At 75.5% G+C, this 24938-nt stretch carries 26 protein-coding genes and 1 tRNA gene; 15 read left to right on the top strand and 12 right to left on the bottom strand.

The features are described from left to right. Positions 1-106: 106 nt before the first annotated feature. The 7 genes from NH342_RS14135 (at position 107) to NH342_RS14105 (ending at position 6285) form a co-directional block, all read left to right on the top strand. Entirely contained in the window at positions 107-1294 is a 1188-nt protein-coding gene (locus NH342_RS14135; protein WP_253015518.1) for an NADH-ubiquinone oxidoreductase-F iron-sulfur binding region domain-containing protein, read from the top strand. After that, on the top strand, positions 1291-1551 hold the full coding sequence (locus tag NH342_RS14130) for a ferredoxin (RefSeq protein WP_253015517.1): 261 nt from the start codon (positions 1291-1293) through the stop codon (positions 1549-1551). The genes NH342_RS14135 and NH342_RS14130 overlap by 4 nt, the downstream gene beginning before the upstream one ends. Before the next feature lie 83 nt (positions 1552-1634). Further along, entirely contained in the window at positions 1635-2324 is a 690-nt protein-coding gene (locus tag NH342_RS14125; RefSeq protein ID WP_305884911.1) for a response regulator transcription factor, read from the top strand. A gap of 7 nt (positions 2325-2331) precedes the next feature. Further along, positions 2332-3903 (top strand): cell wall metabolism sensor histidine kinase WalK, encoded by a 1572-nt coding sequence (locus NH342_RS14120; protein WP_253015515.1) that lies wholly within the window; start codon positions 2332-2334, stop codon positions 3901-3903. A 55-nt stretch (positions 3904-3958) separates the two neighbouring features. Then, positions 3959-4333: an STAS domain-containing protein gene (locus NH342_RS14115; protein WP_253015514.1), complete on the top strand. Its 375-nt coding sequence runs from the start codon at positions 3959-3961 to the stop codon at positions 4331-4333. Positions 4334-4396: 63 nt separating this feature from the next. Further along, a complete protein-coding gene (locus tag NH342_RS14110; RefSeq protein WP_253015513.1) occupies positions 4397-5215 on the top strand; it encodes a glycosyltransferase family 39 protein in 819 nt (272 codons plus the stop codon). Beyond that, positions 5125-6285: a hypothetical protein gene (locus NH342_RS14105; RefSeq protein WP_253015512.1), complete on the top strand. Its 1161-nt coding sequence runs from the start codon at positions 5125-5127 to the stop codon at positions 6283-6285. Before NH342_RS14110 ends, NH342_RS14105 begins: the two co-directional genes overlap by 91 nt. 9 nt (positions 6286-6294) lie before the next feature. On the opposite strand, the gene NH342_RS14100 is transcribed toward NH342_RS14105, so the two are convergent. From NH342_RS14100 to NH342_RS14090, 3 genes are all read right to left on the bottom strand, one after another. Then, positions 6295-6915, bottom strand: coding sequence for a hypothetical protein (locus tag NH342_RS14100; protein WP_253015511.1), 621 nt, complete (start codon positions 6913-6915; stop codon positions 6295-6297). 39 nt (positions 6916-6954) lie between these two features. After that, complete coding sequence (locus tag NH342_RS14095) at positions 6955-7629, bottom strand: Type 1 glutamine amidotransferase-like domain-containing protein (protein ID WP_253015510.1); 675 nt, start codon at positions 7627-7629, stop codon at positions 6955-6957. Between the two features lie 96 nt (positions 7630-7725). Beyond that, positions 7726-8271: an N-acetyltransferase gene (locus tag NH342_RS14090; RefSeq protein WP_253015509.1), complete on the bottom strand. Its 546-nt coding sequence runs from the start codon at positions 8269-8271 to the stop codon at positions 7726-7728. 47 nt (positions 8272-8318) lie between these two features. Between NH342_RS14090 and NH342_RS14085 the strand changes: the two genes are divergently transcribed. Together NH342_RS14085 and NH342_RS14080 are read left to right on the top strand one after the other, a co-directional pair. Then, positions 8319-8699, top strand: coding sequence for a hypothetical protein (locus NH342_RS14085; RefSeq protein ID WP_253015508.1), 381 nt, complete (start codon positions 8319-8321; stop codon positions 8697-8699). A 375-nt stretch (positions 8700-9074) separates the two neighbouring features. Next, entirely contained in the window at positions 9075-10538 is a 1464-nt protein-coding gene (locus tag NH342_RS14080) for an HNH endonuclease signature motif containing protein (protein ID WP_253015507.1), read from the top strand. A 98-nt stretch (positions 10539-10636) separates the two neighbouring features. Here NH342_RS14080 and NH342_RS14075 read toward each other — a convergent pair whose 3' ends face one another. Genes NH342_RS14075 through NH342_RS14060 form a run of 4 tightly spaced genes read right to left on the bottom strand, consistent with a single transcriptional unit; the run spans position 10637 to position 15202 of the window. After that, positions 10637-11917 (bottom strand): glycosyltransferase, encoded by a 1281-nt coding sequence (locus tag NH342_RS14075; protein ID WP_253015506.1) that lies wholly within the window; start codon positions 11915-11917, stop codon positions 10637-10639. Further along, entirely contained in the window at positions 11911-12828 is a 918-nt protein-coding gene (locus NH342_RS14070; RefSeq protein WP_253015505.1) for a glycosyltransferase, read from the bottom strand. The genes NH342_RS14075 and NH342_RS14070 overlap by 7 nt, the downstream gene beginning before the upstream one ends. Next, on the bottom strand, positions 12825-13841 hold the full coding sequence (locus NH342_RS14065; protein WP_253015504.1) for a glycosyltransferase: 1017 nt from the start codon (positions 13839-13841) through the stop codon (positions 12825-12827). The genes NH342_RS14070 and NH342_RS14065 overlap by 4 nt, the downstream gene beginning before the upstream one ends. Then, positions 13838-15202 carry a galactosyltransferase-related protein gene (locus NH342_RS14060; protein WP_253015503.1) on the bottom strand — a complete coding sequence of 455 codons (1365 nt, stop codon included), beginning with the start codon at positions 15200-15202 and terminating at the stop codon, positions 13838-13840. The genes NH342_RS14065 and NH342_RS14060 overlap by 4 nt, the downstream gene beginning before the upstream one ends. A 32-nt stretch (positions 15203-15234) precedes the next feature. On the opposite strand from NH342_RS14060, the gene NH342_RS14055 reads away from it, so the two are divergent. Both NH342_RS14055 and NH342_RS14050 read left to right on the top strand, forming a co-directional pair. Then, positions 15235-15891: a phosphatase PAP2 family protein gene (locus NH342_RS14055; RefSeq protein WP_253015502.1), complete on the top strand. Its 657-nt coding sequence runs from the start codon at positions 15235-15237 to the stop codon at positions 15889-15891. Further along, on the top strand, positions 15876-16448 hold the full coding sequence (locus NH342_RS14050; protein ID WP_253015501.1) for a pirin family protein: 573 nt from the start codon (positions 15876-15878) through the stop codon (positions 16446-16448). Before NH342_RS14055 ends, NH342_RS14050 begins: the two co-directional genes overlap by 16 nt. Here NH342_RS14050 and NH342_RS14045 read toward each other — a convergent pair. Further along, positions 16445-16912 (bottom strand): SRPBCC family protein, encoded by a 468-nt coding sequence (locus tag NH342_RS14045; protein ID WP_253015500.1) that lies wholly within the window; start codon positions 16910-16912, stop codon positions 16445-16447. The two genes, NH342_RS14050 and NH342_RS14045, sit on opposite strands and share 4 nt — an antisense overlap. Then, positions 16909-17220, bottom strand: coding sequence for a helix-turn-helix transcriptional regulator (locus NH342_RS14040; RefSeq protein ID WP_253015499.1), 312 nt, complete (start codon positions 17218-17220; stop codon positions 16909-16911). Before NH342_RS14040 ends, NH342_RS14045 begins: the two co-directional genes overlap by 4 nt. Before the next feature lie 82 nt (positions 17221-17302). Between NH342_RS14040 and NH342_RS14035 the strand changes: the two genes are divergently transcribed. After that, the gene (locus NH342_RS14035) at positions 17303-18505 is read left to right on the top strand and encodes a M20 family metallopeptidase (RefSeq protein ID WP_253015498.1); all 1203 of its coding nucleotides are present in this window, start codon (positions 17303-17305) and stop codon (positions 18503-18505) included. Positions 18506-18601: 96 nt separating this feature from the next. Here NH342_RS14035 and NH342_RS14030 read toward each other — a convergent pair whose 3' ends face one another. Beyond that, positions 18602-19624, bottom strand: coding sequence for a hypothetical protein (locus NH342_RS14030; protein WP_253015497.1), 1023 nt, complete (start codon positions 19622-19624; stop codon positions 18602-18604). A gap of 187 nt (positions 19625-19811) precedes the next feature. Next, a complete protein-coding gene (gene aceE / locus NH342_RS14025; protein WP_253015496.1) occupies positions 19812-22613 on the bottom strand; it encodes a pyruvate dehydrogenase (acetyl-transferring), homodimeric type in 2802 nt (933 codons plus the stop codon). 182 nt (positions 22614-22795) lie between these two features. On the opposite strand from aceE, the gene NH342_RS14020 reads away from it, so the two are divergent. From NH342_RS14020 to NH342_RS14010, 3 genes are all read left to right on the top strand, one after another. Then, positions 22796-23221 (top strand): DUF3052 domain-containing protein, encoded by a 426-nt coding sequence (locus tag NH342_RS14020; RefSeq protein ID WP_091562097.1) that lies wholly within the window; start codon positions 22796-22798, stop codon positions 23219-23221. A 15-nt stretch (positions 23222-23236) separates the two neighbouring features. After that, positions 23237-23698 carry a peroxiredoxin gene (locus tag NH342_RS14015; protein ID WP_253015495.1) on the top strand — a complete coding sequence of 154 codons (462 nt, stop codon included), beginning with the start codon at positions 23237-23239 and terminating at the stop codon, positions 23696-23698. A gap of 34 nt (positions 23699-23732) precedes the next feature. Further along, a tRNA-Val gene (locus NH342_RS14010) sits at positions 23733-23804 on the top strand. A gap of 4 nt (positions 23805-23808) precedes the next feature. On the opposite strand, the gene NH342_RS14005 is transcribed toward NH342_RS14010, so the two are convergent. Then, positions 23809-24938 (bottom strand): FUSC family protein (locus tag NH342_RS14005; RefSeq protein WP_253015494.1); only part of this gene is annotated, 1130 nt, incomplete at its 5' end.

Genomic DNA, 24938 nt, shown 5'->3' with positions numbered 1-24938 from the left:
GGCTGCGCGCCCGGCCCGCCCTCGACCGGGCCCCCGCCGCGCTGGCCCGGACCCGCTCCTCCCTCACCGCCGGGCGCGTCCCGGCCTTCCGGAACAGGTGATCGACATGAGCGCACCGCCCCTGACCCGCGGCCTGCTCGGCACCGGCGACCCGTCGCTGGTCGCGCACCTGGCCACCCACGGCCCGCTGCCGCACGGCGGGCACCCGACCTCCTTCGCCGGCGAGCTGACCGGCCGCGGCGGTGCCGGGTTCCCCACCGCCCGCAAGCTCGCCTCGGTCGCCGACGCCGCCCGCGCCGCCCGGGTGCCCGCCGTCGTCGTGGGCAACGGCGGGGAGGGCGAGCCGGCCGCGGCCAAGGACGCGACCCTGCTGGCCCGCTCCCCCCACCTCGTGCTCGACGGCCTGCAGCTGGCCGCCCGCGCGGTCGGCGCCGACACCGTCGTGCTGGCCGCCGGGCGCCACCAGCTGGCCGGGCTGGACCGGGCGCTGGGCGAGCGCGGTGACCGCGAGCGGGTGCGACTGGTGGGGCTGCCCGACCGGTTCCTCGCCGGGGAGGAGACCGCGCTGGTGGCCGCGGTCGACGGCGGACCGTCGTTGCCGCGCGGCAAGGTGCCGCCGGTGTGGCAGCGCGGTGTCCAGGGCCGGCCCACCCTGGTGCAGAACGTGGAGACCCTGGCCCGGCTGGCCCTGCTGGCCCGCGGGGACGGCGCGGCCGGGCACACCCTGGTCACCCGGCACGTCGCCGGGCGGGCGGACGTCGCCGAGGTGCCGCTGGGGGCCCGGCTGGCCGCCGTGCTCCCCCTGGACGCCGGGACCCAGGCGGTGCTGGTCGGCGGCTACCACGGCAGCTGGCTGCCGGCGGCGGTCGCTGCGGAGCTGACCCTGGAGCGGTCGAGCCTGGCCTCCGTCGGCGCCTCGCTCGGCGCCGGCGTGCTCGCCGCGTTGCCCGCCGACCGGTGCGGGGTCCGCGAGACCGCCGCGGTGGTGGGCTACCTGGCCGCGCAGTCGGCCGGGCAGTGCGGGCCCTGCCTCAACGGGCTGCCCCGGATCGCGACCGCGCTGGAGCTGCTGGCCCGGCCCGGGCCCCGCCGTCCGCAATTGCTGGCCGACCTGGAGCGGTGGTCCGGCCTGGTCGTCGGCCGGGGCGCCTGCACGCACCCCGACGGCAGCGTCCGGCTGGTGGCCAGCGCGCTGCGGGTCTTCGCCCCGGAGCTGGACGCGCACGCGGCCGGCTGGTGCACCGCGGCGCCGGGGGCCCGGCCGTTCCTGCCCGTGCCCGGGGGTGCCCGGTGAGCGAGCGGCTGCGCGTGGACCGGATCGCCTGCACCGGCCACGGCGTCTGCGCCGAGCTGCTGCCCGAGGCGGTCGCCCTGGACGAGTGGGGGTACCCCCTGGTCGCCGCCGGTGACCTGCCCCGCGACCTGCACCGGCCGGCCCGACGTGCGGTGGCGGCCTGCCCGGCCCGCGCGCTGCTGCTGGAGCGCACCGAGGCCCGACAGCCACTTCCTGGACGGTTCACAGGAAGCGCGCAGGGAAGGGTTCCACAGTGAGTCCCATGACCGCCATCGACTCTCGCCCCGCCGGGACCGCCAACGCCTCCCGGGCCCAGCTCACCCGCCCGGACGGCAGCGCCCTGCGGGTGCTCGTCGTCGACGACGAGCGCTCGATCTGCGAGCTGCTCTCCCTCGCCCTCCGCTACGAGGGCTGGGACGTCAAGACCGCCGCCGACGGCGCCGAGGCCGTGCGCACCGCGCGCGAGTTCCGCCCCGACGCGGTGGTCCTGGATGTCATGCTGCCCGACATGGACGGCCTGGAGGTGCTGCGCCGGCTGCGCGCGGACTCCCCGCTGGTCCCGGTCGTCTTCCTCACCGCCAAGGACGCCGTCGAGGACCGCATCGCCGGCCTCACCGCCGGTGGCGACGACTACGTCACCAAGCCCTTCTCCCTCGAGGAGGTCGCCGCCCGGCTGCGCGGCCTGCTGCGCCGCACCTCGCGCGCGGTGGCCGACGACGGCCTGCTGGTCGTCGGCGACCTCACCCTGGACGAGGAGTCGCACGAGGTCACCCGCGGCGGCGACGACATCCGGCTGACCGCCACCGAGTTCGAGCTGCTGCGCTACCTGATGCGCAACCCCAAGCGGGTGCTGTCCAAGGCCCAGATCCTCGACCGCGTCTGGCAGTACGACTTCGGCGGCCAGGGCAACATCGTCGAGCTCTATATCTCCTACCTGCGCCGCAAGATCGACGCCGGCCGGGCCCCGATGATCCACACCCTGCGCGGCGCCGGCTACGTGATCAAGCCCGCTGTCCGCCAGGACGCCTGACGGAGGCATGCCCAGCAGCGCCGCGCCCGCAGCCCGACCCGCCCGACGGCGGCTCTCGCTGCGGGCTCGGCTGCTGGTGGCCTTCCTCGTCCCGACCGTGCTGGTCCTGGGTGTGGTGGGCCTGGCCTCGACCCTGACCCTGCGGCACCAGCTGGTGCAGCAGGTCGACGAGGGCCTGGGCGGGGCCGGCGAGCGTGCCTTCCGCACCGTCTACGGCGACGCCGACGACCAACCACCCGGCGGACCGGGTCCCGGGGGGTCCCCGGACGAGCTCGGCGGGCCCGGGCAGGGCGAGGGGACCGTGGTGGCCTACCTCGAGGGTGGCCAGGTCACCGATGCCGTGGTCGTCGGCCGTTCCGGCAGCCCCACACCGCTCGGTGCGGCCCAGAAGTCGGTGCTGGCCGGCCTCGCCGGCGACAGCCGGCCGGTCACGGTCGACCTGGGCGACGGCCTGGGCGAGTACCGGGCGGTGGCCGAGACTCTCCCGGACGGCGACGTGGTCGTCACCGGCCTGCCGCTCGCCGGCGTGCGCAGCGCGCTGACCCGGCTGGTGCTGGTCGAGCTCGTGGCGGGGGTGGTCGCCGTCCTGCTGGCGGCCCTGGCCGCGGGCCTGAGCATCCGCCGGCAGCTCCGCCCGCTGGACCGGGTCGCGGCCACCGCCACCCGCGTGTCCCAGCTGGAGCTGTCCACCGGTGAGGTGCAGCTGGCCGAGCGGGTACCGCCGGCCGACACCGACGTCCGCACGGAGGTCGGCCAGGTCGGGGCGGCGCTGAACACCATGCTCGACCACGTCGAGGGCTCGCTGGCGGCCCGGCAGGCCTCGGAGACCCAGGTCCGGCAGTTCGTCGCCGACGCCAGCCACGAGCTGCGCACGCCGCTGGCCTCCATCCGCGGCTACGCCGAGCTGGTGCGCCGCCAGCACGCCGACGTCGAGCCCGAGGTGGGGCACGCGCTGCGGCGGGTGGAGTCCGAGGCGGTGCGGATGTCGGGGCTGGTGGAGGACCTGCTGCTGCTGGCCCGGCTGGACGCCGGCCGGGACCTGGCGGTCGGCGAGGTGGACCTGGCCGCCCTGGTCGTCGACGCCGTCTCCGACGCCCACGTCGCCGGGCCGGACCACCGCTGGCGGGTCGACCTGCCCGAGCACGGGGTGCTCGTGCCCGGGGACGCCGCCCGGCTGCACCAGGTGCTGGCCAACCTGTTGGCCAACGCCCGCACGCACACCCCGGCCGGCACCACCGCCACCGCGCGGCTGCGCACCGAGGACGGCTGGGCGGTGCTGCAGGTCGTCGACGACGGGCCCGGCATCGCGCCCCGGCTGCTGGCGCACGTGTTCGAGCGGTTCGCCCGCGGGGACTCCTCCCGGTCCCGCCAGGCCGGTTCGACGGGCCTGGGTCTGGCGATCGTGGACGCCGTCGTCACCGCCCACGGCGGCACCGTGGCCGTGGCCAGCGAGCCCGGCCGGACGGCGTTCACCATCCGCCTGCCGCGCGCCACCGTGGTCGCGGCCGACCCGGACCCCGACCTGGACGACGGCGCAGACGACGCAGCGGACGACGCACTGGTCGACGACGGACGGTGACGGCCCGTCGGCCCGCTCAGGCGTGATCCACGCACCAGCCGGGTAGGGGCGCCGCGTGACGAGTCCGAGTGATCCGCCGCCCGCCCCCGCCGACGCCCCGGAGGTGCGGGTCGACCGGTCCGGCACGGACGGCGCCCGCATCACGGTCACCGGGGAGTTCACCGCCGATGCCCGCCGCCCGGTGATCCGGGAGGCCACCGACCTGCTGCTGGGCGAGGACCCGCCCGCGAAGGTGCTGCTGGACCTGCACGGCGTCACGTTCCTCAACTCCGCCGGGCTGTCCACCGTCGTCCAGCTGCACCGGATGCTCGAGGGGCGGGGCGCCGAGCTGGAGCTGCTGGTGGGCAGCACGGTGGTGGCCCGGCCGCTGCAGCTGTCCGGCCTCTGGCACCGCTTCCACGTGCGCGACGAGCGGCCGCCGGGCAGCTGACCGCACAGGTCCCCCCTGGGTCGCGTCCGGACACCGCGCAGGTCGGGGTCGCACCCTGTGCCGGTGACCTCGCTGCTGGACGCACCGACCGCCCCCGCCGACCCGGCGGCCCCGGGACGCCCCCGGTGGGCGCGGCCCGGGCTGGTCGCGCTGCTGGCCGGAACCGGGGTGCTGTACCTGTGGGGGCTGTCGGCCAACGGGTACGGCAACGACTTCTACGCCGCCGCCGTGCAGGCGGGATCGCAGAGCTGGAAGGCGTTCTTCTTCGGTTCGCTGGACGCCGGCAACGCGATCACCGTGGACAAGCCCCCGGCGTCGCTGTGGGTGATGGGCCTGTCGGTCCGGCTGTTCGGGATGAGCTCCTGGTCCCTGCTGGTGCCGCAGGCGCTCATGGGCGTGGCCACGGTGGCGCTGGTGGTCGCCGCGGTGCGCTGCACGGTGGGCCGGCCCGGGCCCGCGCTGCTGGCCGGGGCGGCGATGGCGCTGACCCCGGTCGCCGTCCTGATGTTCCGGTTCGACAACCCCGACGCGCTGCTGGTCCTGCTGCTGACCGCGGCGGGGTACGCCGTGGTGCGTGCGCTGGGCAACCCACGTGCGCTGCGGTGGGTGGTGCTGGCCGGGGTACTGCTCGGGACGGCGTTCCTGGCCAAGATGCTGCAGGCGTTCCTGGTGCTGCCCGGCTTCGCGCTGGTCCACCTGGTCGTGGCACCCGGGCCTCTCCGTCGTCGGCTGGGCCACCTGCTCGCGGCGGGGCCGCGCTGGTGGTGGCCGGCGGCTGGTGGGTGGCGGTCGTGCAGCTGTGGCCGGCGGGCTCCCGGCCCTACGTCGGCGGCTCCACCGACGACTCGGTGCTGCAGCTGGCGCTCGGTTACAACGGGCTGAGCCGGCTGGACGGCAGCGGGGCCGGTCCGCGCGCGGGTGACCCGGGGCTGCTGCGGCTGTTCGGCGCCGAGCTGGGTGGCCAGGTGGCCTGGCTGCTGCCGGCGGCCCTCGTCGCGCTGGTCGCCGGCCTGGTGTGGACCGCACGGCGCCCGCGCACCGACCCGCTGCGCGCGGGGCTGCTGGTGTGGGGCGGCTGGCTGCTGGTGAGCGGCCTGGTGCTCAGCCTGATGAGCGGCACCTTCCACGGCTACTACACCGTGGCGGTGGCGCCGGCGATCGCCGTGCTGGTCGGGATCGGCGCGGGCATGGCCGGGCACCGCGGGGCGCGGCCGGTGCTCGCCGGCACGGTCGCGCTGACGGTGGTCTGGTCGTGGGTGCTGCTCGGGCGGTCGGCGGGGTTCGTGCCCTGGCTGCGGTGGGCGGTGCTCGTGGTGGGGGTGCTGGCCGCGGTGGGGCTGCTGGTCGTCGGGCTTCGCCGGGTGGCCGCCGCGGTCGCGGTGGTCGCCGTCCTCGCCGGACCGGCGGCGTACTCGGTGCAGACCGTCGCGACCGCGCACACCGGGTCGACCCCGACCGCCGGACCGGCCGTGGACGGCGGGACGTCCGCGTTCGCCCGCGGTGGTCCGGGCCGGACGCCCGGCGGCTCGGACGACGGCCAGTTCCCGGGCCGGCCGCCGGGCCAGGACCGGACCGGCCAGGGCGACCGCCCGGGCAGCGCGTTCGGTGAGCCGACCGCATCACCCGCCCTGGTCTCGCTGCTGGGGACCGGTGCCGGGTCCTACCGGTGGACCGCCGCCACGATCGGCTCGCAGACGGCCGCGCTGTACCAGCTGGCGACCGGGGACCCGGTGATGGCCATCGGCGGGTTCAGCGGCCGGGACCCGAGCCCGACGCTGGCGCAGTTCCAGGCCTGGATCGCGGCCGGGGACGTGCACTGGTTCATCGGGGACGGCGCCGGGCGCGGCGGGGACGGGCCGGCGACGCAGATCGGGCAGTGGGTGGCCTCGACCTTCATCCCGCGGACCGTGGACGGCGAGACGGTCTACGACCTGACCTCCCCGGCGTCCTGACGCCGGTCCCTACGGGGACCCGAGCAGGACGCCGACCGCGATCGCCGCGGCGACGACGGCCACGAGCGCGATCTGCTTGGTGGAGGTGCCCGCCAGGCCCGAGGGCCGCGCGACGGGGCTGATGGGCATGCCCCAGAACCGGGCCGCCTGGGGAGGCACCGTGTACCGGCCGGCGAGCTGCCCCGCCCAGACCGCCCGCCCGACGAGCTCGGCCACCCCCGGTCCCGCCCGGCGCAGCACGCGGGAGTCCATCGCGACCCGCCCCCGGTCGTCGAGCAGCACCAGGAAGGTGGACCGGGTGCTGGCCGCCGCGCCGACCCAGGTCAGGCGCTGCAGGTCGACCCCGCGCCAGCCGAGGAGGGTCAACCCCTCCAGGACCCGGCCGTCGCGGCAGCGTGCCCGGATGCTGATGCCCGGCCAGAGGAAGAACAGCGCGGTGAAGGAGACCAGGGTCAGCAGGAACCACGGGGCCGGCACCCCGGCGTCGCCGTCCGCCCCCCGGGCGACGGCACCGCCGACGACCGCGGTGGACACCATGACCACGCCCAGGACTGTCAGGACGACGGCGCGGGTGGTCGGTGCGTCGCGGCGCATGGCGGGGGCTCCGGGGTCCGGCGGCAGCGGCTGCACGAGCAGATGGTGCTGCCCGCTGCCCGACGGCGCAGCGGATCAGCCCTCCCCGGCGGGGTCGAACCGTCTCCACCTCCCCTCCGAGACCACCTCGGCCACGCCGTCCACGACCCGCACCGCGGACTGCTCGTCGAGGACGTAGGCCGGGCCACCGATGCCCGCGGCCCAGCGCTCGGCGGCGTCCATGGTGTTGGTCGGGAAGAGGTCCAGGTGCGGGAAGACCGAGAAGTCGACCAGGCCGAGGGTGCGGTCGTCCGGGGCGCCCGACCACTGCACGAACATCTCGCCGATGCGCGGGGTGAGCACCATGCTGCCGGCGCTCACCCCCACCCAGACGGTGTCGGTGAGCTCGGGCAGCAGGTCGGCCAGGCCGGAGGCCTGCAGCCAGTGGTGCAGGTAGGTGGCCTCGCCGCCGTCGACCAGCAGGACGTCGGCGCCGCGGACCCACTCGACCCAGCGGTCCCGGTCGATCGTCGGCAGCGCGGTCAGCTCCAGCACGCCCAGCGAGGCCCAGTCCAGCCCGGTCATGGACGCCGACGGCGGCTGCGCGGCGACGAACGACCGCACCGACGCCGGCCCGCACATCGGGTGGCCCCACTGGGCGGTCGGGATGCACAGCGCGTGCGCCTGCTCGACGGGCTTGCCGAGAAGGTCGACCAGGGCCTGGTGGATGGTGGGGTTGGTGACCCCGCCGGAGGTGAGCAGCAGCTTCACGGGTGACCTCGTTCTCGTGGTGGACGTCCACCGGTGAGGACCGTCCTCCGGTGCGTTCCTCATCGGCGACGGGGGACCTGGTCGTCGGGCGTTGGCTCAGCGCAGGTCGCGGCGCATGACCGGGCGGGTCCGGTAGGTGCGGCCGAACTCGGTGAAGCCGGCGCGCTCGAACATCGACCGCGTGCCGGTGAACAGTGCGGACGGGGAGCCGCCGCCGAGTGCGGTGTCGACCGGGTGGCCGTCCAGCACCGACGCACCGTGCTCGGCCGCCCACGTCGCGGCGGCCCGCAGCAGGGCCGCGCCCACCCCGCGACCACGGGCGTCCCGGCGGACGGCGACGCACGCCACCCACCACGCCGACGGGTCGTCGTCCAGCAGCCGCGCGAGTGCCCGGTTGCCGGTGATCCCCGGCAACCCGGCCCGCGGGACGACGCGGGTCCACCCGACCGGGCCGTCGTCGACCGCGAGCAGGCCGACCGGGACCGGGGCCGCCCGGACCTCCGCCTCCAGCGCCGACCTGTTGTCGGGCTCGTCGTGGCGCCGGAAGCGCTGGCACCAGCAGGAGTCCGCCCGCCGGCCGGTTGGTCCGAGCACCTGCGCGAGGGCGTCGAGGTCGGCGAGCGCGAGCGGTCGGACCTCCACGCCGCCCATGCTGCGCGACGGATGACCGCCCGTGCCACCCTGCCGCCGTGGAGCCACCCGTCGACGGCACGACGAACCGCTGGCCGGGGCCAGGGCTGTACACCCTCCTGGCGTGGGTGGAGGTCGAGCTGCTGCTCGAGTCGGGCGCGCAGGTGGACGCGGCGCACGCCGTCGTCACCGACGGGGCCGAGCTCGCCTTCGGGCGCGGCTGGGTGCCGGCGCTGTGCACCGCCGCCGCGGCCGAGGGGGTCCCGATGGACGACGGCTTCCCCGTGCTCGCCGCGCTCCGGTCCGACGAGGCCCGGGCGCAGCGGGTGCTCGACCGCCTGCACGCCTGGATGCGCACCCGCACCGGGGTCCCCGGGGCGCCGCCCGCCCCTCACGACGACCTGCGCTGGAGCGCGGACCGGCCCGGCGACCACGGCTGACCGGCCGTCCGGCGACCGCCGAGCAGGAACACAGGCACTCCCCGCCCGGCGCCCGTTCGGCCGGTTCCTGGTGGTGCAGCTCGCCTGGGGCTGCCTGGGCGCGCTGCTCGGCGGGTGGGCGCTGCACGTCGTCCTCTTCGTGGTGTTGGCCGGCAGCGGTCTGGTGGGCCGGGAGCTCGTCCGCCGCCGGTCTGGCCGGGGTCCGGGGAACCGACCCGCCATCGCGACGTCACCCGGTGCGTACAAGGCTCGGCAGCCTGCAAGCATCGCCCAACGCGCGGGAACAACCTCCTGAACAGGGCTTTCGCCTTGACCGGACCCGGGTCGAGCGGTATTGTTCGAACACTCGATCGAATGTGTCGAGGGGGTGTCGAGGTGGGTGAGCTGACCGACGGTGCGCCCTTCGACCTCGTCCCCGACAGCGGGATGTTCTCCGCACCCCGCCCGTCGGCGGTGACCGCGGCATGGGCGGCGCTCGACGCGGAGGTCGCGGCCACCCGGGCGGCGGAGGAGGCGGCACGACCGCAGCGCGAGAAGGCAGCACGGGCCGCAGACCGAGAGACCGCTCGCCAGCTGTCCATGACCGTCCCCGACGACGTCGCCGCCGTGCTCGCCGCGGCGCGCGAGGTGGTGGAGGCCGTCGTCCCGTGCGGCGGTCCCGGCGTGGTGGCACCGGCGCTGCTGGCCCGGGTGCGCGGGCTGCAGCAGCTTGCCGACGTCGTCGACACGGCGCTGGCCCACGCCGTCCGGGCGGCGGAGAACGCCCAGGCCGCAGAGTTCGACGGCCAGAAGTCCATGCGGGCCTGGATGCCCGGCCACCTGGGCACCAGCCCGGCCACCGCGGCCCGCGTCGTCCGCGCCGGTCGCACCCTGGCGCAGCTGCCGCGCTGGGACGCCGCGGCGGCCGAGGGGCGGGTCACGGCCGACCAGACCGCCACCGTGGCCAAGGTCGCCACACCGGCCCGGTTGGCTGCGGCTGCCGAGCTGGGCGTCGACCTCCACGGCGACGACGGTCTGGACGCCACGCTCACCGCCTGCGCGACCGGTCCGGCGCCCGAGGCGCTCCCGGCGATGGTCCAGCGCACCCTCGACTGGATCGACCCCGACGGCCCCGAGCCCGACCCCACCCGCCGCCGCGAGCTGCACCTGTCGTCCGATGCCGACGGGTCCGGCGGGTCGGCGCACGGCCGCTGGGACGCGGTCGGCTTCGAGAAGGTGCTGACCGCGCTCACCGCCTGCCAGCAGGCCGGCCGGGTGAAGGACGACGACCGCAGCCACGCCCAGCAGATGGCCGACGCGCTGGTCCAGCTCTGCGACAACGCCCTCGCCGCCGCCACGACGCCGGTGCTGCGCGGCAACCGGGCCCACGTCACGGTGACCGTGGACGCCGAGGACCTGCTCGACACCGACGAGGTGTCCGGTGCCGCCCGCCTCGGCTCCGGCCAGCAGGTCGCCAACACGACCGCCCGCCAGATCGCCTGCGACTCGATCATCACCCGGGTGCTGTTCGGCCCCGACGGCATGCCGCTGAACATCGGCCGCAGCCAGCGCCTGGTCCCGGCGCACATCCGCCGGGCCGCTGAGGCCCGGGACGGCGGCTGCGTCTTCGCCGGCTGCAGCAATCCCAGCTGGTGGTGCGACGCCCACCACGTCGCGGAGTGGATCGCCGACCACGGCGAGACCAGCGTCGAGAACACCGCTCTGCTCTGCGAACGGCACCACACGAAGGTGCACCACGGCTACTCGGTGCAGTGGGACCCCGACCGACGCCGATGGCGCACCTCCCGCGAGGACGGCACCGAGATCACCACCGGCTACCCCGTGCCGGACGGCGCGTAGACCGGTCCTGCGTCACCCGAGCACGTCCCGCGCCGAGGTCGCGCGGGCGCGGATCCGGCGGAGCCGTTCGGCGGAGGCCGCCTGCCGACGACCGGGCCTCAGAGCCGGGGCAGCCAGTGCGCCAGGTCGGGGTGCTCACCCAGCGGCTCGGCGGGGACGTCGACGGACGCCTCGCCGAACAGGGTCGACATGTCAACACCCCAGCGGGCGCAGCGCCGCAGCGCCCGGGTCGCGGCCACCTCCACCTGCACGCCGTCGACGGAGCCCGTGACCCGGCCGACGCCTCCCGGCCGCACCTGCTCGGTCAACCCGGCCAGGCCACCCGGCGCCCAGCGCAGCGGGCCGGCCAGCATGACCTGGGTGCGGCAGCGGGCCAGCACGTCCGTCGGGGGCTCCCCCGCGTGCACCCGCGGGTCGCCGTCCAGCAGCGCAGGGTCCACACCCCAGACCTGCAGGTCCAGCCCGGCCCCCAGCAGCGACCGCACCCCCAGCACGGTGGCGTCGACGTCGGCACCGGGGGCCATCCGGACGACGACGTCGGGGTACCGCCACCAGCCGCCGACCCCGCGGGCCACCGGGTCGGGCAGCAGCCGCGCCAGCGAACGGGTCTCGCTGTTCTTCTCCCGGCGCGCAGCCACCGGGTCGTCACTGCGCAGACCCCAGTCCGGGCCGTCGTGCCAGGCCACCGCACGATCGCGGTGCGCCAGCACCGCACCCGCGGTGAACAGCCGGTGCGCCAGCTCCCAGTCCTCGCCGCCGTAGCCGTCGAAGGTCTCGTCGAAGCCGCCGACCTCGCGGAACAACGCCCGCGACGTCCCCATCACCGCGCTGATCACGAACCGGTAGGACCGGTCGTCGGCGTCCAGCAACGACCCCGCCCCCCGCAGCCATGCCGGCTCGGTCAGCTCCTCGGGCGCCGGGCCGCCGGCGAACCAGGCCCGCAGCCGGCCCGGCGTCCAGCCGGTCAGGTCCGCGTGCCGGCGCCGGCCGGTGACCAGCGCGTCGGGCAGCAGGGCGGGCAGCGCCGCCAGCTCCTCGACGTAGGTGGGCGAGGGCACGGTGTCGCCGTCGACGAAGAGCAGCACGTCCCCGTCCGCGGCCCGGGCACCGAGGTTGCGGGCCGCAGCGGCGCGGAAGCCCCGGTCCTCCTGCCGGACGACGAGCACCCCCGGCCCGACGACCGGCGGCTCCGGCGACCCGTCGTCGGCCACCACCACCTGCAACCGGGACGCCGGGTGGGTCTGCGCGGCCAGCCCGGCCAGCACCAGGTCCAGCTGCGCCTGCGCCCGGTAGTAGGGCACCACCACGCTCACGGTCGGCGGCGCCGCGGGCCGGGCGTCGGCCAGCCCGGACCAGTCGTTGCCGGCGACCGTCAGCACGTCGACACCCCGGCCCACACCGCCCGGTAGGCCGCCACCGTGTCCACCCACGACGGGCCGACCCGCGTCCCCGGGTCCAGCCAGGTCGACGACGGCTCGGCCAGCGCCTGCGCCAGCGCGGGTGCCAGGTCGTCGTAGCGCCACAGCGTCCCGGGCGAGCGGGCCTCGACCTCCCGGGTGTAGGGCACGTCCGGCACCAGCGGACGGCGTCCCGCGGCCAGCCACGAGCCGATCGAGCCCGACGCCGAGACGTGCCGGTGCGGGGCCAGCGGCACCGACGCCGCGCGCAGCCGGGCCGGCAGCTCGTCCTCGGGCACGTAGCCGGTCACCGTCAGCGGGCCCAGCGCCGCCAGCTGGTCCACCAGGTCGGCGTGGCCCTCCGACGGCCGGCCCAGCGCGGTCAGCCCCACCCCCGGCGGCAGCGCCCGCAGCGCCTCCTCGTGGCCCTTGCCCGGGTAGAGGAACCCCAGCACCACGACCTGGCCGTCGGGTGGGGGCACCGGACCGGGCGGCAGCGGCTGCACCGGCAGCGGCACCACGTGCGGGCGGACCGGGGAGAACCGGGCCAGCCGGGCGGCCTCGTGGTCGCTGTTGACCACCACCGCGGCCGCCGACCCGACCACGGCGGCGTAGGCGCGGGCGCGGCGCTGCTGCAGCACCGAGCCGTCGTCCGGGGGGACGTCGTGCAGCGTCACCGCCAGCGGCCGGTCGAGCGCGGTGACCTGCGCGGTGAACGCGGCGGCGGACTCCTCGGCCGTGGGGCCGAACAGCCGGTCGGTGTAGTGCACGTGCACCACGTCGGGGCCGACGTCGCCCGCGGCGTCGGCCAGCTCGCGCGCGTACCGAGTGACGCCGTGCTCGGGCGGGCCGACCACCCAGTGCCGGACCCCGCTCCCCGAGCCCACCCTCACGCCCGCGCGCGGTCGGCGGCCACCCGGCCGTAGACGTGGTCGTGCACCCGCCGCAGCTGGGTGCGCTGCTCGGCCCGCCAGGCCGGGTCCGCGCGCGGCGGCCAGGGCCGGGTGACCGCGACCAGCACGGCCGCGGTCAGCGAACCGGCGTCCAGGCCGCGCACCTCGTCGTTGCCGTAGAGCACCACGTCGTCCCACTGGTCGGCGTAGTGGCCGCAGGTGGGGGCGACCACCCGGGTGCCGACGTCCCGGCAGGCCTCCAGCCAGCCCGAGTGCGTGCCGAACCGGTGCGGCAGCACCGACACCGCCAGGGTCTGCAGGTACGCGGTGAGCTCCCGGTCGTCGAAGCGCGGGTGCACCTGCAGCTCGTACTCCCCGGCCTCGGCGCCCTCCCGCAGCCCGGGGACCCGGGCGTCGAGGTCGACGTCGTCGTGCACGTCCACCCGCAGCCGGCCGCCCCCGGACACCGCGCCCGACGCCGCCGCGCGGACGACGTCCAGCGGGTCGAGCAGGTTGGTGCGCAGCGACTTCAGGTGCACCCCGACCAGCCGGGGCTCCCGGCCGACGTCGGGCAGCGGGGTGACCAGGCCCGGGTGGGGCACCACGATGCAGGACCGGGAGAACCGCTCGGCGACCTCGTCGGCGGCGCCCTCGGTCAGGGTCAGCACCACCTCCGCGGCCCCCAGCAGCGCGGCCAGGTGCCGGTCGTGCCGCTCCCGGGTGGAGTGGTGCGGGTTGCGCAGGTCGTGCACGGTCACCACCAGCGCGACCTGGCTGCGGCGCACCGCCTCGGTCCAGGCCAGCACCTCGTCGGGGGTCATGTGGTCGAAGCCGAAGTGCAGGTGCACCACGTCGACCTCGTCGGCGTGCGCGGTGAGGTAGGCCGGGTCCAGCCACGGGCTGGGTGCCCACGGGTCGGTCGGCGGGGGCGGCGGACCCACCCGCTCGACGTCGGTCGGCAGCACGGCGTCCAGGTAGGGGTGGGCGTAGGGCACGGTGGCCACGCGGATCACGCGGCCACCCAGTCCTCGCCGCAGCGCCGGACCAGCCCGCGCTCGGCGAAGGCCTCCAGCCAGCCCTGCATCGGCCACCAGCCCCACCGCTGCGCGAACACCCGGCCGTTGACCAGCACGTCGTCCAGGTGCTCGACGGGGGGCCGGGACACCGGGTGGTGCTGGTGGAACGCCGCGGCGCCGCCCACCCAGCGCAGCCCGACACCGGCGGCGTGCGCGGTCTCGGCGAAGTCGGTGTCCTCGCCGCCGTAGCCGGCGTAGGCCTCGCAGAACCCGCCGAGCCGGGCCCAGGTGGCCGCGGTCAGCGCGAAGGACAGCGACCAGAACAGCCGGTGGTCCTGGGCGGGCAGCACCTCGCCGTCGGCCGGAGCCGGCCGGGCGGGGTGCGGGTCGGCGAGGGACGCCAGGCGCTCCAGGTCGTAGTCGTCGGCCGGTGGCAGGTAGGTCACGGGGCCCGAGTCGAGCACACCGTCCTGGGCGACCGCTGCGTACCGGGCCACCAGCTCCGGCGCCGGGATGCAGTCGACGTCGAGGAACACCAGGTGCCCGGCGCCCCCGGCCAGCGCGGCCGCGGCGGAGTCGACGGCCTGGGCCAGGGAGGCCACGGCCGGGCCGCGGACGACCGGGCCGGGCCCGAACTCCGCGCTCACCTTCTCCGCGACCGGGGTGAGGTCGGGCAGGCCGCCCAGGACGACGACCAGCTGGTGGGCATGCACCCCGACCAGGACGTCGGCGCGCATCGACCGCGCCGCGCGCCGCACCGCCGAGTGCAGGTCGTCCACGTCGGCGGTGTGCCCGACCAGCACCAGCACCGGGGCGGTGGCCGCCCAGCCGAGCGCGGCGGCGCGGCCGGGCAGCTCGTCGACGCGCTCGCCGCGGACCAGGGCGTCGACGACCAGGGCCTCGAGGCGGGCGTCCCAGGCGCCGCGGTTCTCGGCGTAGCTGGCGTAGACGTGCGCGGTGGCGAAGGCGACCTCGCGGCTGTACTGCAGCACCGCCAGCCGCAGTGCCTCGGCCTCGCCGGGGCCCACCACCTGGCCGAGCCGGTCCTCGACCACCTCGACGGTCACCTTGATCAGGTCGACCGTCTGCTTGAGCGGGACGGCGCGCACCAGCTCGCGGGGGGCGGCGCCGAAGACCTCGCCGGTCAGCCGTGGGGGCCGGCCGGGGTGCCGGCACCACTCCACCAGGGAGGCGATGCCGGCCTGCGCGACGAGGGTGACCCAGGAGCGCTGGTCGGCCGGCATGGAGCGGAACCAGGGCAGCGAGTCGTCCATCCGGGCGACGGCCTGGGTGGCCAGCGAACCCGAGGCGCGCTCCAGGCGGCGCAACGTCGCCTCCGACGGGCCTGCCGCACTCACCCGTGCAGCCTGTCATGCGGCAGGCTGGGCCGGTGACGACGGCGCAGCGCACCCACCCGATCGGGGCCCGCCTGGGCGCCGCCGCAGGGTGCGCGCTGGTCGTCGTCCTGCTCGGGGTCGGCGTCACGGCTTCCTGGGGCCCGCAGCTGCGGCTGGACGCCGACGTCAGCCGGGCGCTGTACGCCGGGGACGGCCGTTCCGCCCTGGTGCAGACGCTGCTGGACGTGGCCACCGCGCCGGGCTACTCGGTGGCGCGGTTCCTCGTGTTCCTGCCCGTGGTGGTCTGGCTGGTGCGCGCCCGCCGGTGGGTCCCTGCGGCCTGGGTGACGGTCTCGGTGGTCGGCGTCGGCCTGCTGAACTCCGGCGTCAAGGAGCTGGTCGGCCGGCCACGGCCGCAGTTCGCCGACGGCGGGGCCCAGCTGAGCTCGCTCTCGTTCCCCAGCGGGCACGCCTCCGGGGTCGCCTGCCTGGTGACGACGGCACTCGTGCTGGCCTGGCCCCACCTGTCGGGGGCGGCGCGGCGGTGGTGGACGCTGGCCGGCGTCGCGCTGGCGCTGCTGGTGGGGACGTCGCGGATGTGGCTGGGCGTGCACTACCTGTCCGACGTGGTCGCCGGGTGGGCACTCGGGGTGGGCTGGACGCTGCTGGTCGTCGTGGTGGTGCAGGGGGTGCGGTGGACGAGGGCCTGATCTCCCGGCACCTGGTGGAACCCACCGACGGTTCGGCCGGGCCGCTGCTGCGGATCGCGGAGGACCGGCTGATGCCCGGTGCCGGCTACGGCGCCCACCACCACGCCGACGTCGACGTCGTCGCGGTGGTGCTGGCGGGGTCGCTGGCGCACGGCTGGGGTGGGCGGGCCACGCTGCGCGCCGGGGACGTGGGGATCCTGCGGGCCGGCGCCGGACTGGTGCACGACGAGGTGGCCGGGGCCGACGGCGCGCACGTGCTGCAGACCTACCTGCGGACGGCGGCCGCGGGCCAGGAGCCGGGGCACCGGGTGGTCCGCTGGTCGGCGGTGGCCGCTCGCGGCTGGGTCGACCTCGGGCGGCCCGACGCGCGGCTGTGGGTGGCCCGGGTGCAGGCCGAGGACACCGTCGCCGTCCCGGCCGGGCTGCGGGTGGTGGCCACCCGGGAGGAGGTGTGGGCGGCACCGGCCGCGACCACCGGGGAGGGCAGGATCACCGGCCCGGCCACCGTGTGCGTGTGGCAGCTGGACCGGGCCCGGCCGCTGTGGGCGGTCGACTAGCTCGCCAACGCGCGGTAACGGGGGAGCTGCTCGCCGAAGACGGCGTCCCAGTCGTGGGCCGTGTCGGCGAGGTGGGCGGCCAGGCCGTCGAGGTGGGCGTGCCAGCCGGCGCCGTAGCCGGGGGCCTGGTCGGCCCGCAGCAGGCGGTGCACCAGGGTGAGCTCGGTCCCGCCGTCCACCGGGACCAGGTCGTAGCGGACCACCGACTCCTGCTCCCCGGGGTAGTGCCACTCGTGCTCCAGGGTGCGCGGCGGGTCCCAGGTCAGGACGCTGCCGGTGGTCAGGTCGCCGTCGTCGAACTCGATGCGGACGGCGCCTCCCACGCCGGGCTCGATGGTCGCCGGCGCGAGCCAGCCCGACGGGTCGGCCAGCGCCGCCCACACCCGCTCGGGCGGGACGGGCAGGACGCGGACGAAGGTGATGCTGCGCCGGTCGTCGCTGGTGGCCGAGAAGGTGCCGGTCATGCGGGGTCCTCCGTGCTGAGGTGGGTGGCCAGCCGGCCGAGGGCCGACGTCCACCGGGGGCGGTAGCGGTCGACCCAGGCGTCGACCTCGGTGAGCGGGGCGGGGTCGAGCCGGTAGACCCGGCGCTGGCCGTCGACCCGGACGCGGACCAGGCCGGCGTCGCGCAGCACCCGCAGGTGCCGGGAGACGGCGGGCTGGGTGAGCGCGGGGGCGGCCTGCGCGAGGTCGCCCGCGGTGCGCTCGCCGTCGGCGAGCAGGTCCAGCACGGCCCGGCGGGTCGGGTCGGCCAGCACGGCGAAGACGTCCACGGAGCTTTCGTATCACATCTGGTGTATATGAGGCAACCATCATCTGTTGGGTTGGTCATGAGCCTTGCTACAGACTGTCGGCATGACCGACGACGCCACGCTGCTCGCTGCTGCCCGTGCCGACGCCGCCTGGGTGGTGGACCTCCGCCGCCGGCTGCACCGCCGTCCCGAGGTCGGTCTGCAGCTCCCGCAGACGCAGGCCATCGTTCTCGAGGCGCTGGCCGGCCTGCCGGTGGAGGTGACCACCGGGACCTCGACGTCCTCGGTGGTGGCGGTGCTGCGCGGCGCCCGGCCGGGGCCGACGTACCTGCTGCGCGGCGACATGGACGCGCTGCCCCTGCAGGAGGACACCGGGCTGGACTTCGCCTCCGAGATCCCGGGCGCGATGCACGCCTGCGGGCACGACACCCACGTGGCGATGCTGCTGGGCGCGGCCCGCCTGCTCGCCGAACGCCGCGACGAACTGGCCGGCCAGGTCGTGTTCATGGTGCAGCCGGGGGAGGAGGGCCACCACGGCGCGCGGTACATGCTCGACGAGGGCCTGCTGGACGCCGTCCCGGAGGCGCCGGTGAGCGGCGCGTTCGCCATCCACATCAGCACCTCGTTCCCGACCGGGACGATCAACGTGCGGCCCGGCCCGCTGATGGCCGCCGCCGACCACTTCCGGATCACCCTGCAGGGCGCCGGCGGGCACGCCTCCACCCCGCACGTCACCGCCGACCCGGTCCCGGTGGCCGCGGAGATCGTGCTGGCGCTGCAGGCGATGGTCACCCGCCGCGTCGACGTCTTCGACCCCGCCGTGGTCACCGTCGGGCACATCGCCGCGGGGACGACGAACAACATCATCCCGGCGACCGCGTTCCTCGAGGGCACCATCCGGACGCTGTCCGCCGAGCGCCGCGCCGACGTGGTGGCCCGGGTGCAGCGGGTTGCGGAGAAGGTCGCCGAGGCGCACGAGCTCACCGCCGTCTTCGAGCGGGTGGAGGGCTACCCGGTGACGGTGAACGACTCCGTGGTGGCGGGCCAGGTGGAGGCCCGGGCCGCCGCGCTGCTGGGCACCGAGGCGTCGGTGCCGATGCCCGACCCGCTGATGGGCGCCGAGGACTTCTCCTACGTGCTGGAGCGGGTGCCCGGCGCGATGGCCTTCCTGGGCGCCTGCCCGCCGGACCTGGTGCCGGGCGAGTCCCCGGGCAACCACTCGAACCTGGTGGTCTTCGACGAGGCCGCCCTGCCCGCCGGCACCGCCCTCTACGCCCGCATGGCCCTGGACGCCCTCGCCGGCTGACCCTCTGCCCAGCGTCGGCTCGGCGTTGATCAGCCCGGTTGATCGATGTCCGTCCGGGCTCGCCGGTGCCGGTGAACCAGGACGGACTCTGCTGAGTCAAGCGGCGGGGCGGACGTGCCGAGGCCGCGACCGGAGACCGCCGTTCCACTGCTCGGCGCGGAACATCAGGCGCTCCGGGACCGGTCCTTCCAGGAGGTGGTGCAGGCGCGCCAGCTTCTGCGGCCAGACCGCGTACAGGTCGGCAGGCTTGAACCGGATGCCGCGCAGGTCGACGTCGACCAGGTCGTCGTGCCGGCACTTCTCCCGCCAGACCGCCTCGGCCGGCGTCCGGCCGTTCCACGGGTCGGTCGTCTTCACCCGACCGTCGCACTCGCCGAAGACACCGTGCGGCAGCCAGAGCATGTCGAGGACCCCGATCATGCGTCCGTCGAGGCGGTGGACGGCTGCCTGGAGCGTCGGCTCCGGTAGCCCGGCCGCCGCGATCTGCAGCCGGGTCCGCGTCTCGTGCGGGGAGTGGGCACCAACCCGGGCGAGACCGAGGGCGTGCGCCATCCGGCCGGCACCGGGCCAGTGCGCGTGCCTCAGTGCGGTGGCTCGCAGGTCGGCCCCGGTCAGCCGCCCGTCGGCCAGGAGGTCGTCGGCGGCCACGACGGTGTCGACGACGTCCCACTCCCGGCCGACGTCGGCGAGCGTGCGGGCGAGGCTGGTCACCGGGAGCCCGTCCACCTCGGTCACGTCGTCCGCAGGCAAGGATGCCCGACGCACGTGGTAGCCGCGGCCCGACCGGAACTGGTCCGGGTCGGTCAGCTCGACGTCGGTGCCTGCCCCGGCCGGCAGCACCAGCCCGTGCAGGCGGGCCGCCGTCCCGTGGCTGAGCACCGTGCCGTCCCGCCGCAGGCGGAGGAGGACGGCGGCCGCGGCCAGGCGGTGCAGCTCGTCGTCCGCGGCGTGCTGTTCCCAGGACGACCGGGTCGTGTACACGCCGTAGCGCACCTGGTGCCACGCCCCGGTGCGCACCTGTGCGGCGATGGCGTGCCGGTCGAAGCCGGCGGAGCGGGCGTGGGCCGCGGCGAACACGCCGTGGTGCTCGAGCAGGGCGCGGGCGAGGAACGGGTCCATGCAGGGCACGATGACCCGCGATCGAGGGCCGTGGGGCGGGCCGGCTGGATCTGTGGACAACTCGCCCGGGCGGCAGCGCACCGTCCTGGAACGCAGAAGTCCGTCCTGGTTCACCGGTGCCGGCGAACCAGGACGGACTTCGATCAACCCAGCTGATCAATGCCGGGCGGAAGGGGCCGCCGCGGGGTCAGGTGTTGTCGACCGGGCTGTCGTCGGGCGGCGCGGCCTTCGGGTCGTGGATCGCGTAGCGCTCCACCGCCTCGGCCACCTTCTGCGGGTCGACCTGGCCGCGCTTGGCCAGCTCGCCCAGCACCCGCACCACGATGGACTCGGCGTCGACGTTGAAGTGCCGGCGCAGCGCCGGGCGGGTGTCCGACAGCCCGAACCCGTCGGTGCCCAGGGTGGCCAGGCCGCCCGGGACGTAGGGCGCGATGAGGTCGGGGACGGCGCGCATCCAGTCCGACACCGCCACGACCGGGCCCTCGACGCCCTCCAGCGCCTCGGTGACGAAGGGCCGGCGCAGGTCGGTCGGGTGGTGCAGGTTGTGCTCGTCGACCTCCACGGCCTGCCGGCGCAGCTCCGTCCACGACGTCACCGACCAGATGTCGGCCGAGACGCCCCACTCGTCGGCGAGGATCTGCTGCGCCTTCAGCGCCCACGGCACCGCCACGCCCGAGGCCAGGATCTGCGCCTTCTTCGCGTCGTCGATCCAGGGGCCCTGGTTGTAGCGGTACATGCCGGCCAGCAGGCCGCGGACGTCGAGGTCCTCGGGCTCGGCCGGCTGCTGGAAGGGCTCGTTGTAGACCGTCAGGTAGTAGAAGACGTCCTGGCTGCGCGACCCGCCCAGCGGCGAGCCCGGGTCCTCGCCGTACATGCGGGCGAGGGCGTCCTTGACGATGTGCCCGAGCTCGTAGCCGAACGCGGGGTCGTAGGACACGACGGCGGGGTTGGTGGCCGCGAGCAGCAGCGAGTGGCCGTCCTCGTGCTGCAGCCCCTCGCCGTTGAGCGTCGTCCGGCCGGCCGTGGCGCCCAGGGCGAACCCGCGGGTCATCTGGTCGGCGGCGGCCCAGAAGGCGTCGCCGGTCCGCTGGAACCCGAACATCGAGTAGAAGATGTAGATCGGGATCATGGCCTCGGCGTGCGTGGAGTACGACGTGCCGACGGCGGTGAAGGACGCGGTGGACCCAGCCTCGTTGATGCCCTCGTGCAGGATCGTCCCGGCCGTGGACTCCTTGTAGGCCAGCATCAGCTCGCGGTCGACCGCGGTGTAGGTCTGGCCGTGCGGGGAGTAGATCTTCGACGTCGGGAACAGCGAGTCCATGCCGAAGGTGCGGGCCTCGTCGGGGATGACCGGCACGAAGCGCGGGCCGAGCTCCTTGTCCTTGAGGAACTCCTTCAGCAGCCGGACGAAGGCCATGGTCGTGGCGACCTGCTGCTTGCCCGAGCCGCGGCGCAGCACCTCGAACGCCTTGTCCTCGGGGGCCTTGAGCGGCTTGGCCGCCACGTGCCGCCGGGGTACCGCGCCGCCGAGCTGACGGCGCCGCTCGAGCATGTACTGCATCTCGTCGGAGTCCGGGTCGGGCTTGTAGTACGGCGGGAGGTACTTGTCCTCGAGCGCGGAGTCGGGGATGTCCAGGTAGAGCCGGTCGCGGAAGGTCGCGAGGTCCTCCGCGGTCAGCTTCTTCATCTGGTGCGTGGAGTTGCGGCCCTCGAAATGGCTGCCCAGCGTCCAGCCCTTGATGGTCTTGGCCAGGATGACCGTCGGCTGGCCCTTGTGGTCCATCGCGGCCTTGTAGGCGGCGTAGACCTTGCGGTAGTCGTGGCCACCGCGCTGCAGCGCCCAGACCTCGTCGTCGGTCATGCCCTCGACCAGCTTGCGGGTGCGCGGGTCCCGGCCGAAGAAGTGCTCCCGGACGAAGGCGCCGTCCTCGGCCTTGTAGGTCTGGTAGTCGCCGTCCGGCGTGGTGTTCATCAGGTTGACCAGCGCGCCGTCGCGGTCGGCGGCCAGCAGCTTGTCCCAGCCGCGGCCCCACACGACCTTGATGACGTTCCAGCCGGCGCCGCGGAAGAAGCTCTCCAGCTCCTGGATGACCTTGCCGTTGCCGCGCACCGGGCCGTCGAGGCGCTGCAGGTTGCAGTTGACGACGAAGGTGAGGTTGTCCAGCTCCTCGCGGGCGGCCAGGCCGATCGCGCCCAGCGACTCGGGCTCGTCCATCTCGCCGTCGCCGAGGAAGGCCCAGACGTGCTGGTCGGAGGTGTCCTTGATGCCGCGGTGGTGCAGGTAGCGGTTGAAGCGGGCCTGGTAGATCGCGTTGATCGGGCCCAGGCCCATCGAGACGGTCGGGAACTCCCAGAAGTCGGGCATCAACCGCGGGTGCGGGTAGGAGGACAGCCCGCCGCCGGGGTGGGAGACCTCCTGCCGGAAGCCGTCCATCTGCTGCTCGGTCAGCCGGCCCTCGAGGAAGGCGCGGGCGTAGATGCCGGGGGAGGCGTGGCCCTGGAACCAGATCTGGTCGCCGCCGCCGGGGTGGTCCTTGCCGCGGAAGAAGTGGTTGAAGCCGACCTCGTACAGCGACGCGGACGACGCGTAGGAGGAGATGTGGCCGCCGACGCCGACCCCGGGCCGCTGCGCGCGGTGCACCATGATCGCGGCGTTCCAGCGGATGTAGGCGCGGATGCGGCGCTCGACGTGCTCGTCGCCGGGGAACCACGGCTCGCGCTCGGGCGCGATGGTGTTGATGTAGTCGGTGCTGCGCAGACCGGGGACGCCGACCTGCTGCTGGCGGCTGCGCTCGAGCATGCGGAGCATCAGGTAGCGCGCGCGGCCCTTGCCGGCGTGGTCGACGACGGCGTCGAAGGACTCCAGCCACTCCTGGGTCTCGTCGGGGTCGTTGTCGATCAACTGGCTCGGCAGGCCGTCGGTGATGACCGCGCGGGGGGTGCCGGACTCGCGGGCGGGGTCTCCGTCCGACTGCTGCGGGGCGCTCATGCCCACCATCGTCTCCTGTGCGACCCGCGCGCACCACGCCGCCTCCCGTTGTGGTCGCAGAGATCTCTGCGAGGCAACGGATTGGGCAGGTCGGCTACCGCTCTGCCCGTGTGTCGGACACACTGACGCACCGACCCCGGACACGCCGGGCGACCGGACGAGCACATGGAGGACGAGCGCGGATGAGCGTCGACTCGGGCAGCGCCAGCATGGCGGCCCGGCTGGGGATCAAGCCGGGCATGGTCGTGCAGGAGCTCGGCTGGGACGAGGACGCCGACGAGGACCTCCGCGACTCGGTCGTCGAGATCTCCGGCGGGGAGATGGTCGACGAGGACTCCGACGAGGTGGCCGACGTCGTCCTGCTGTGGTGGCGCGAGGAGGACGGGGACCTGATCGACGCCCTCGTGGACTCCATCGCATCCCTGGCCGACGACGGCGTCGTCTGGCTGCTGACGCCGAAGTCCGGCCGCCCCGGCCACGTCGAGCCCGGTGAGGTCACCGAGGCCGCGCCGACGGCGGGTCTGCAGCAGACCAGCAGCATCTCCGCGGCCAAGGAGTGGGCCGGCATCCGCCTGGTCACCCCCAAGGCGGCCCGCTCCAAGCGCTGACGCCAAGATGCGCGCATGACTCTCTCCGTGGGTGACGCCGCGCCCGACTTCACGCTGCCCGACTCGAACCGCCAGCCCTTCACGCTGTCCGAGCACCGGGGCTCGCCGGTGCTGGTGGTCTTCTACCCCTTCGCCTTCTCCAGCATCTGCACCGGTGAGCTGTGCCAGCTGCGCGACGAGCTGGGCACCTACACCGGTGCCGGCGTGCAGGTGGTGGCCGTGTCCACCGACCCCGCGCCGACGCTGAAGGCGTGGAGGGAGCAGCAGGGCTTCGAGTTCCCGCTGCTCTCGGACTTCTGGCCGCACGGCGAGGTCGCGAAGGCCTACGGCGCGTTCTTCGAGACCGCCGGCATGGCCAACCGCGGCACCTTCCTGGTCGACGCCGAGGGCAGGGTCGCCTTCGCCGAGGTCAACGGCCCCGGCGACGCCCGGGCGCAGAGCGGCTGGAAGGACGCCGTCGCGGCGCTGGCGGCCTGAACCCGGGCCGCCCCACTACGGTGGGGCGGCTCCCGGGCGCGTAGCTCAGCGGTAGAGCTCTCGCCTTACAAGCGAGCGGTCGCAGGTTCGAACCCTGCCGCGCCCACCCGTCAGTGCTTGCCCGGTGCCTGCTCGCGCACCAGCCGGCGGGCCGCGTCGACCTCCCGGGCCACCGGCGCCAGCACGCCGTCGGCGTGGATCTCGGTGTCGTCGGGGAACCGGTGCAGCCGCAGGTCGTCGTCCAGCTCGCGGATGGCCCGGCGCAGCACGTGCACCTGGCCCCGCGGGGGCGCCGGCTCGCCGGCGCGCATGGCGATGACCGCCTCGGTGACCGCGTCCGACGTCCGCTCCAGCTGGATGATCACCGGGTACCAGGCCGCCGCGCGGGTGCTCAGCGGCGGCGGCTCGGACAGCCGGCGCTGCAGCTGGGTCTGCAGCTCGGTGAGCGCCCGGTAGCTGGCCCGGCGGGCGCGGCGGGTCTGCTCGGGGGTGCCGTCGAACGCGGCCTCGACGAAACGGTCGAGGGCGACGGCGGCGCCGCGCAGCGCGTCGTCCAGCGGTGCCCGCCAGGTCTGCGGCCACAGCAGGTAGCCGACGACGAGCACGATCGCGCAGCCGATGAGGGTGTCGACCAGTCGCGGCAGCACCAGGGACGACGGGCTGGGCGCCGCCAGGTCCAGCAGCATGATCACCAGCGGTGTCTGGAAGACGGAGAACAACCCGAAGTTGGCGCCCCGGGCCCACGGCAGGACGGCGGCGAACAGCGCCATCGCCAGCAGCACCAGACCGCCCCGCGGGGGCAGCACGGCGAGCAGGGCCGACCCCAGCAGCACCCCGAGCAGGGTGCCGGCACCGCGCTGCACCGCGCGGCCGAACACCGACCCGAAGTCGGGCTTGAGGACGACGGCCACGGTCAGCAGCACCCAGTACGGGCGCTCGATGGGCAGCAGCTGGCGGGCGACCTCGGCGGCCACCATGCACAGGGTGAGCCGGACGACGAAGGCGCGGGAGTCGGCGTTACCCGTCGTCCGGTCCACCAGGTCGCGGACCCGCATCCGCCAGGGCAGGGGTGGGCGGGTCACCGCGGCCGAGGCGCGCTCCTCCGGGTCGCCGACGACGTCCCAGACCAGCCGGACGCCGTGCCGCACCGCGCGCCGGGTGGCCGGGCCGTCCTCCAGCGCCCCCGGCCGGTCCCCGACGAGGGGGCGGCGCTGGGCCACCGCCGCCCCGAGCGCGTGCG

This window comes from Klenkia sp. PcliD-1-E (assembly GCF_024124375.1).
Taxonomy (GTDB): Bacteria; Actinomycetota; Actinomycetes; order Mycobacteriales; family Geodermatophilaceae; genus Klenkia.
The sequence above is the reverse complement of the archived record's forward strand: the minus strand, read 5'-3'. Positions and strand labels throughout refer to the sequence as shown.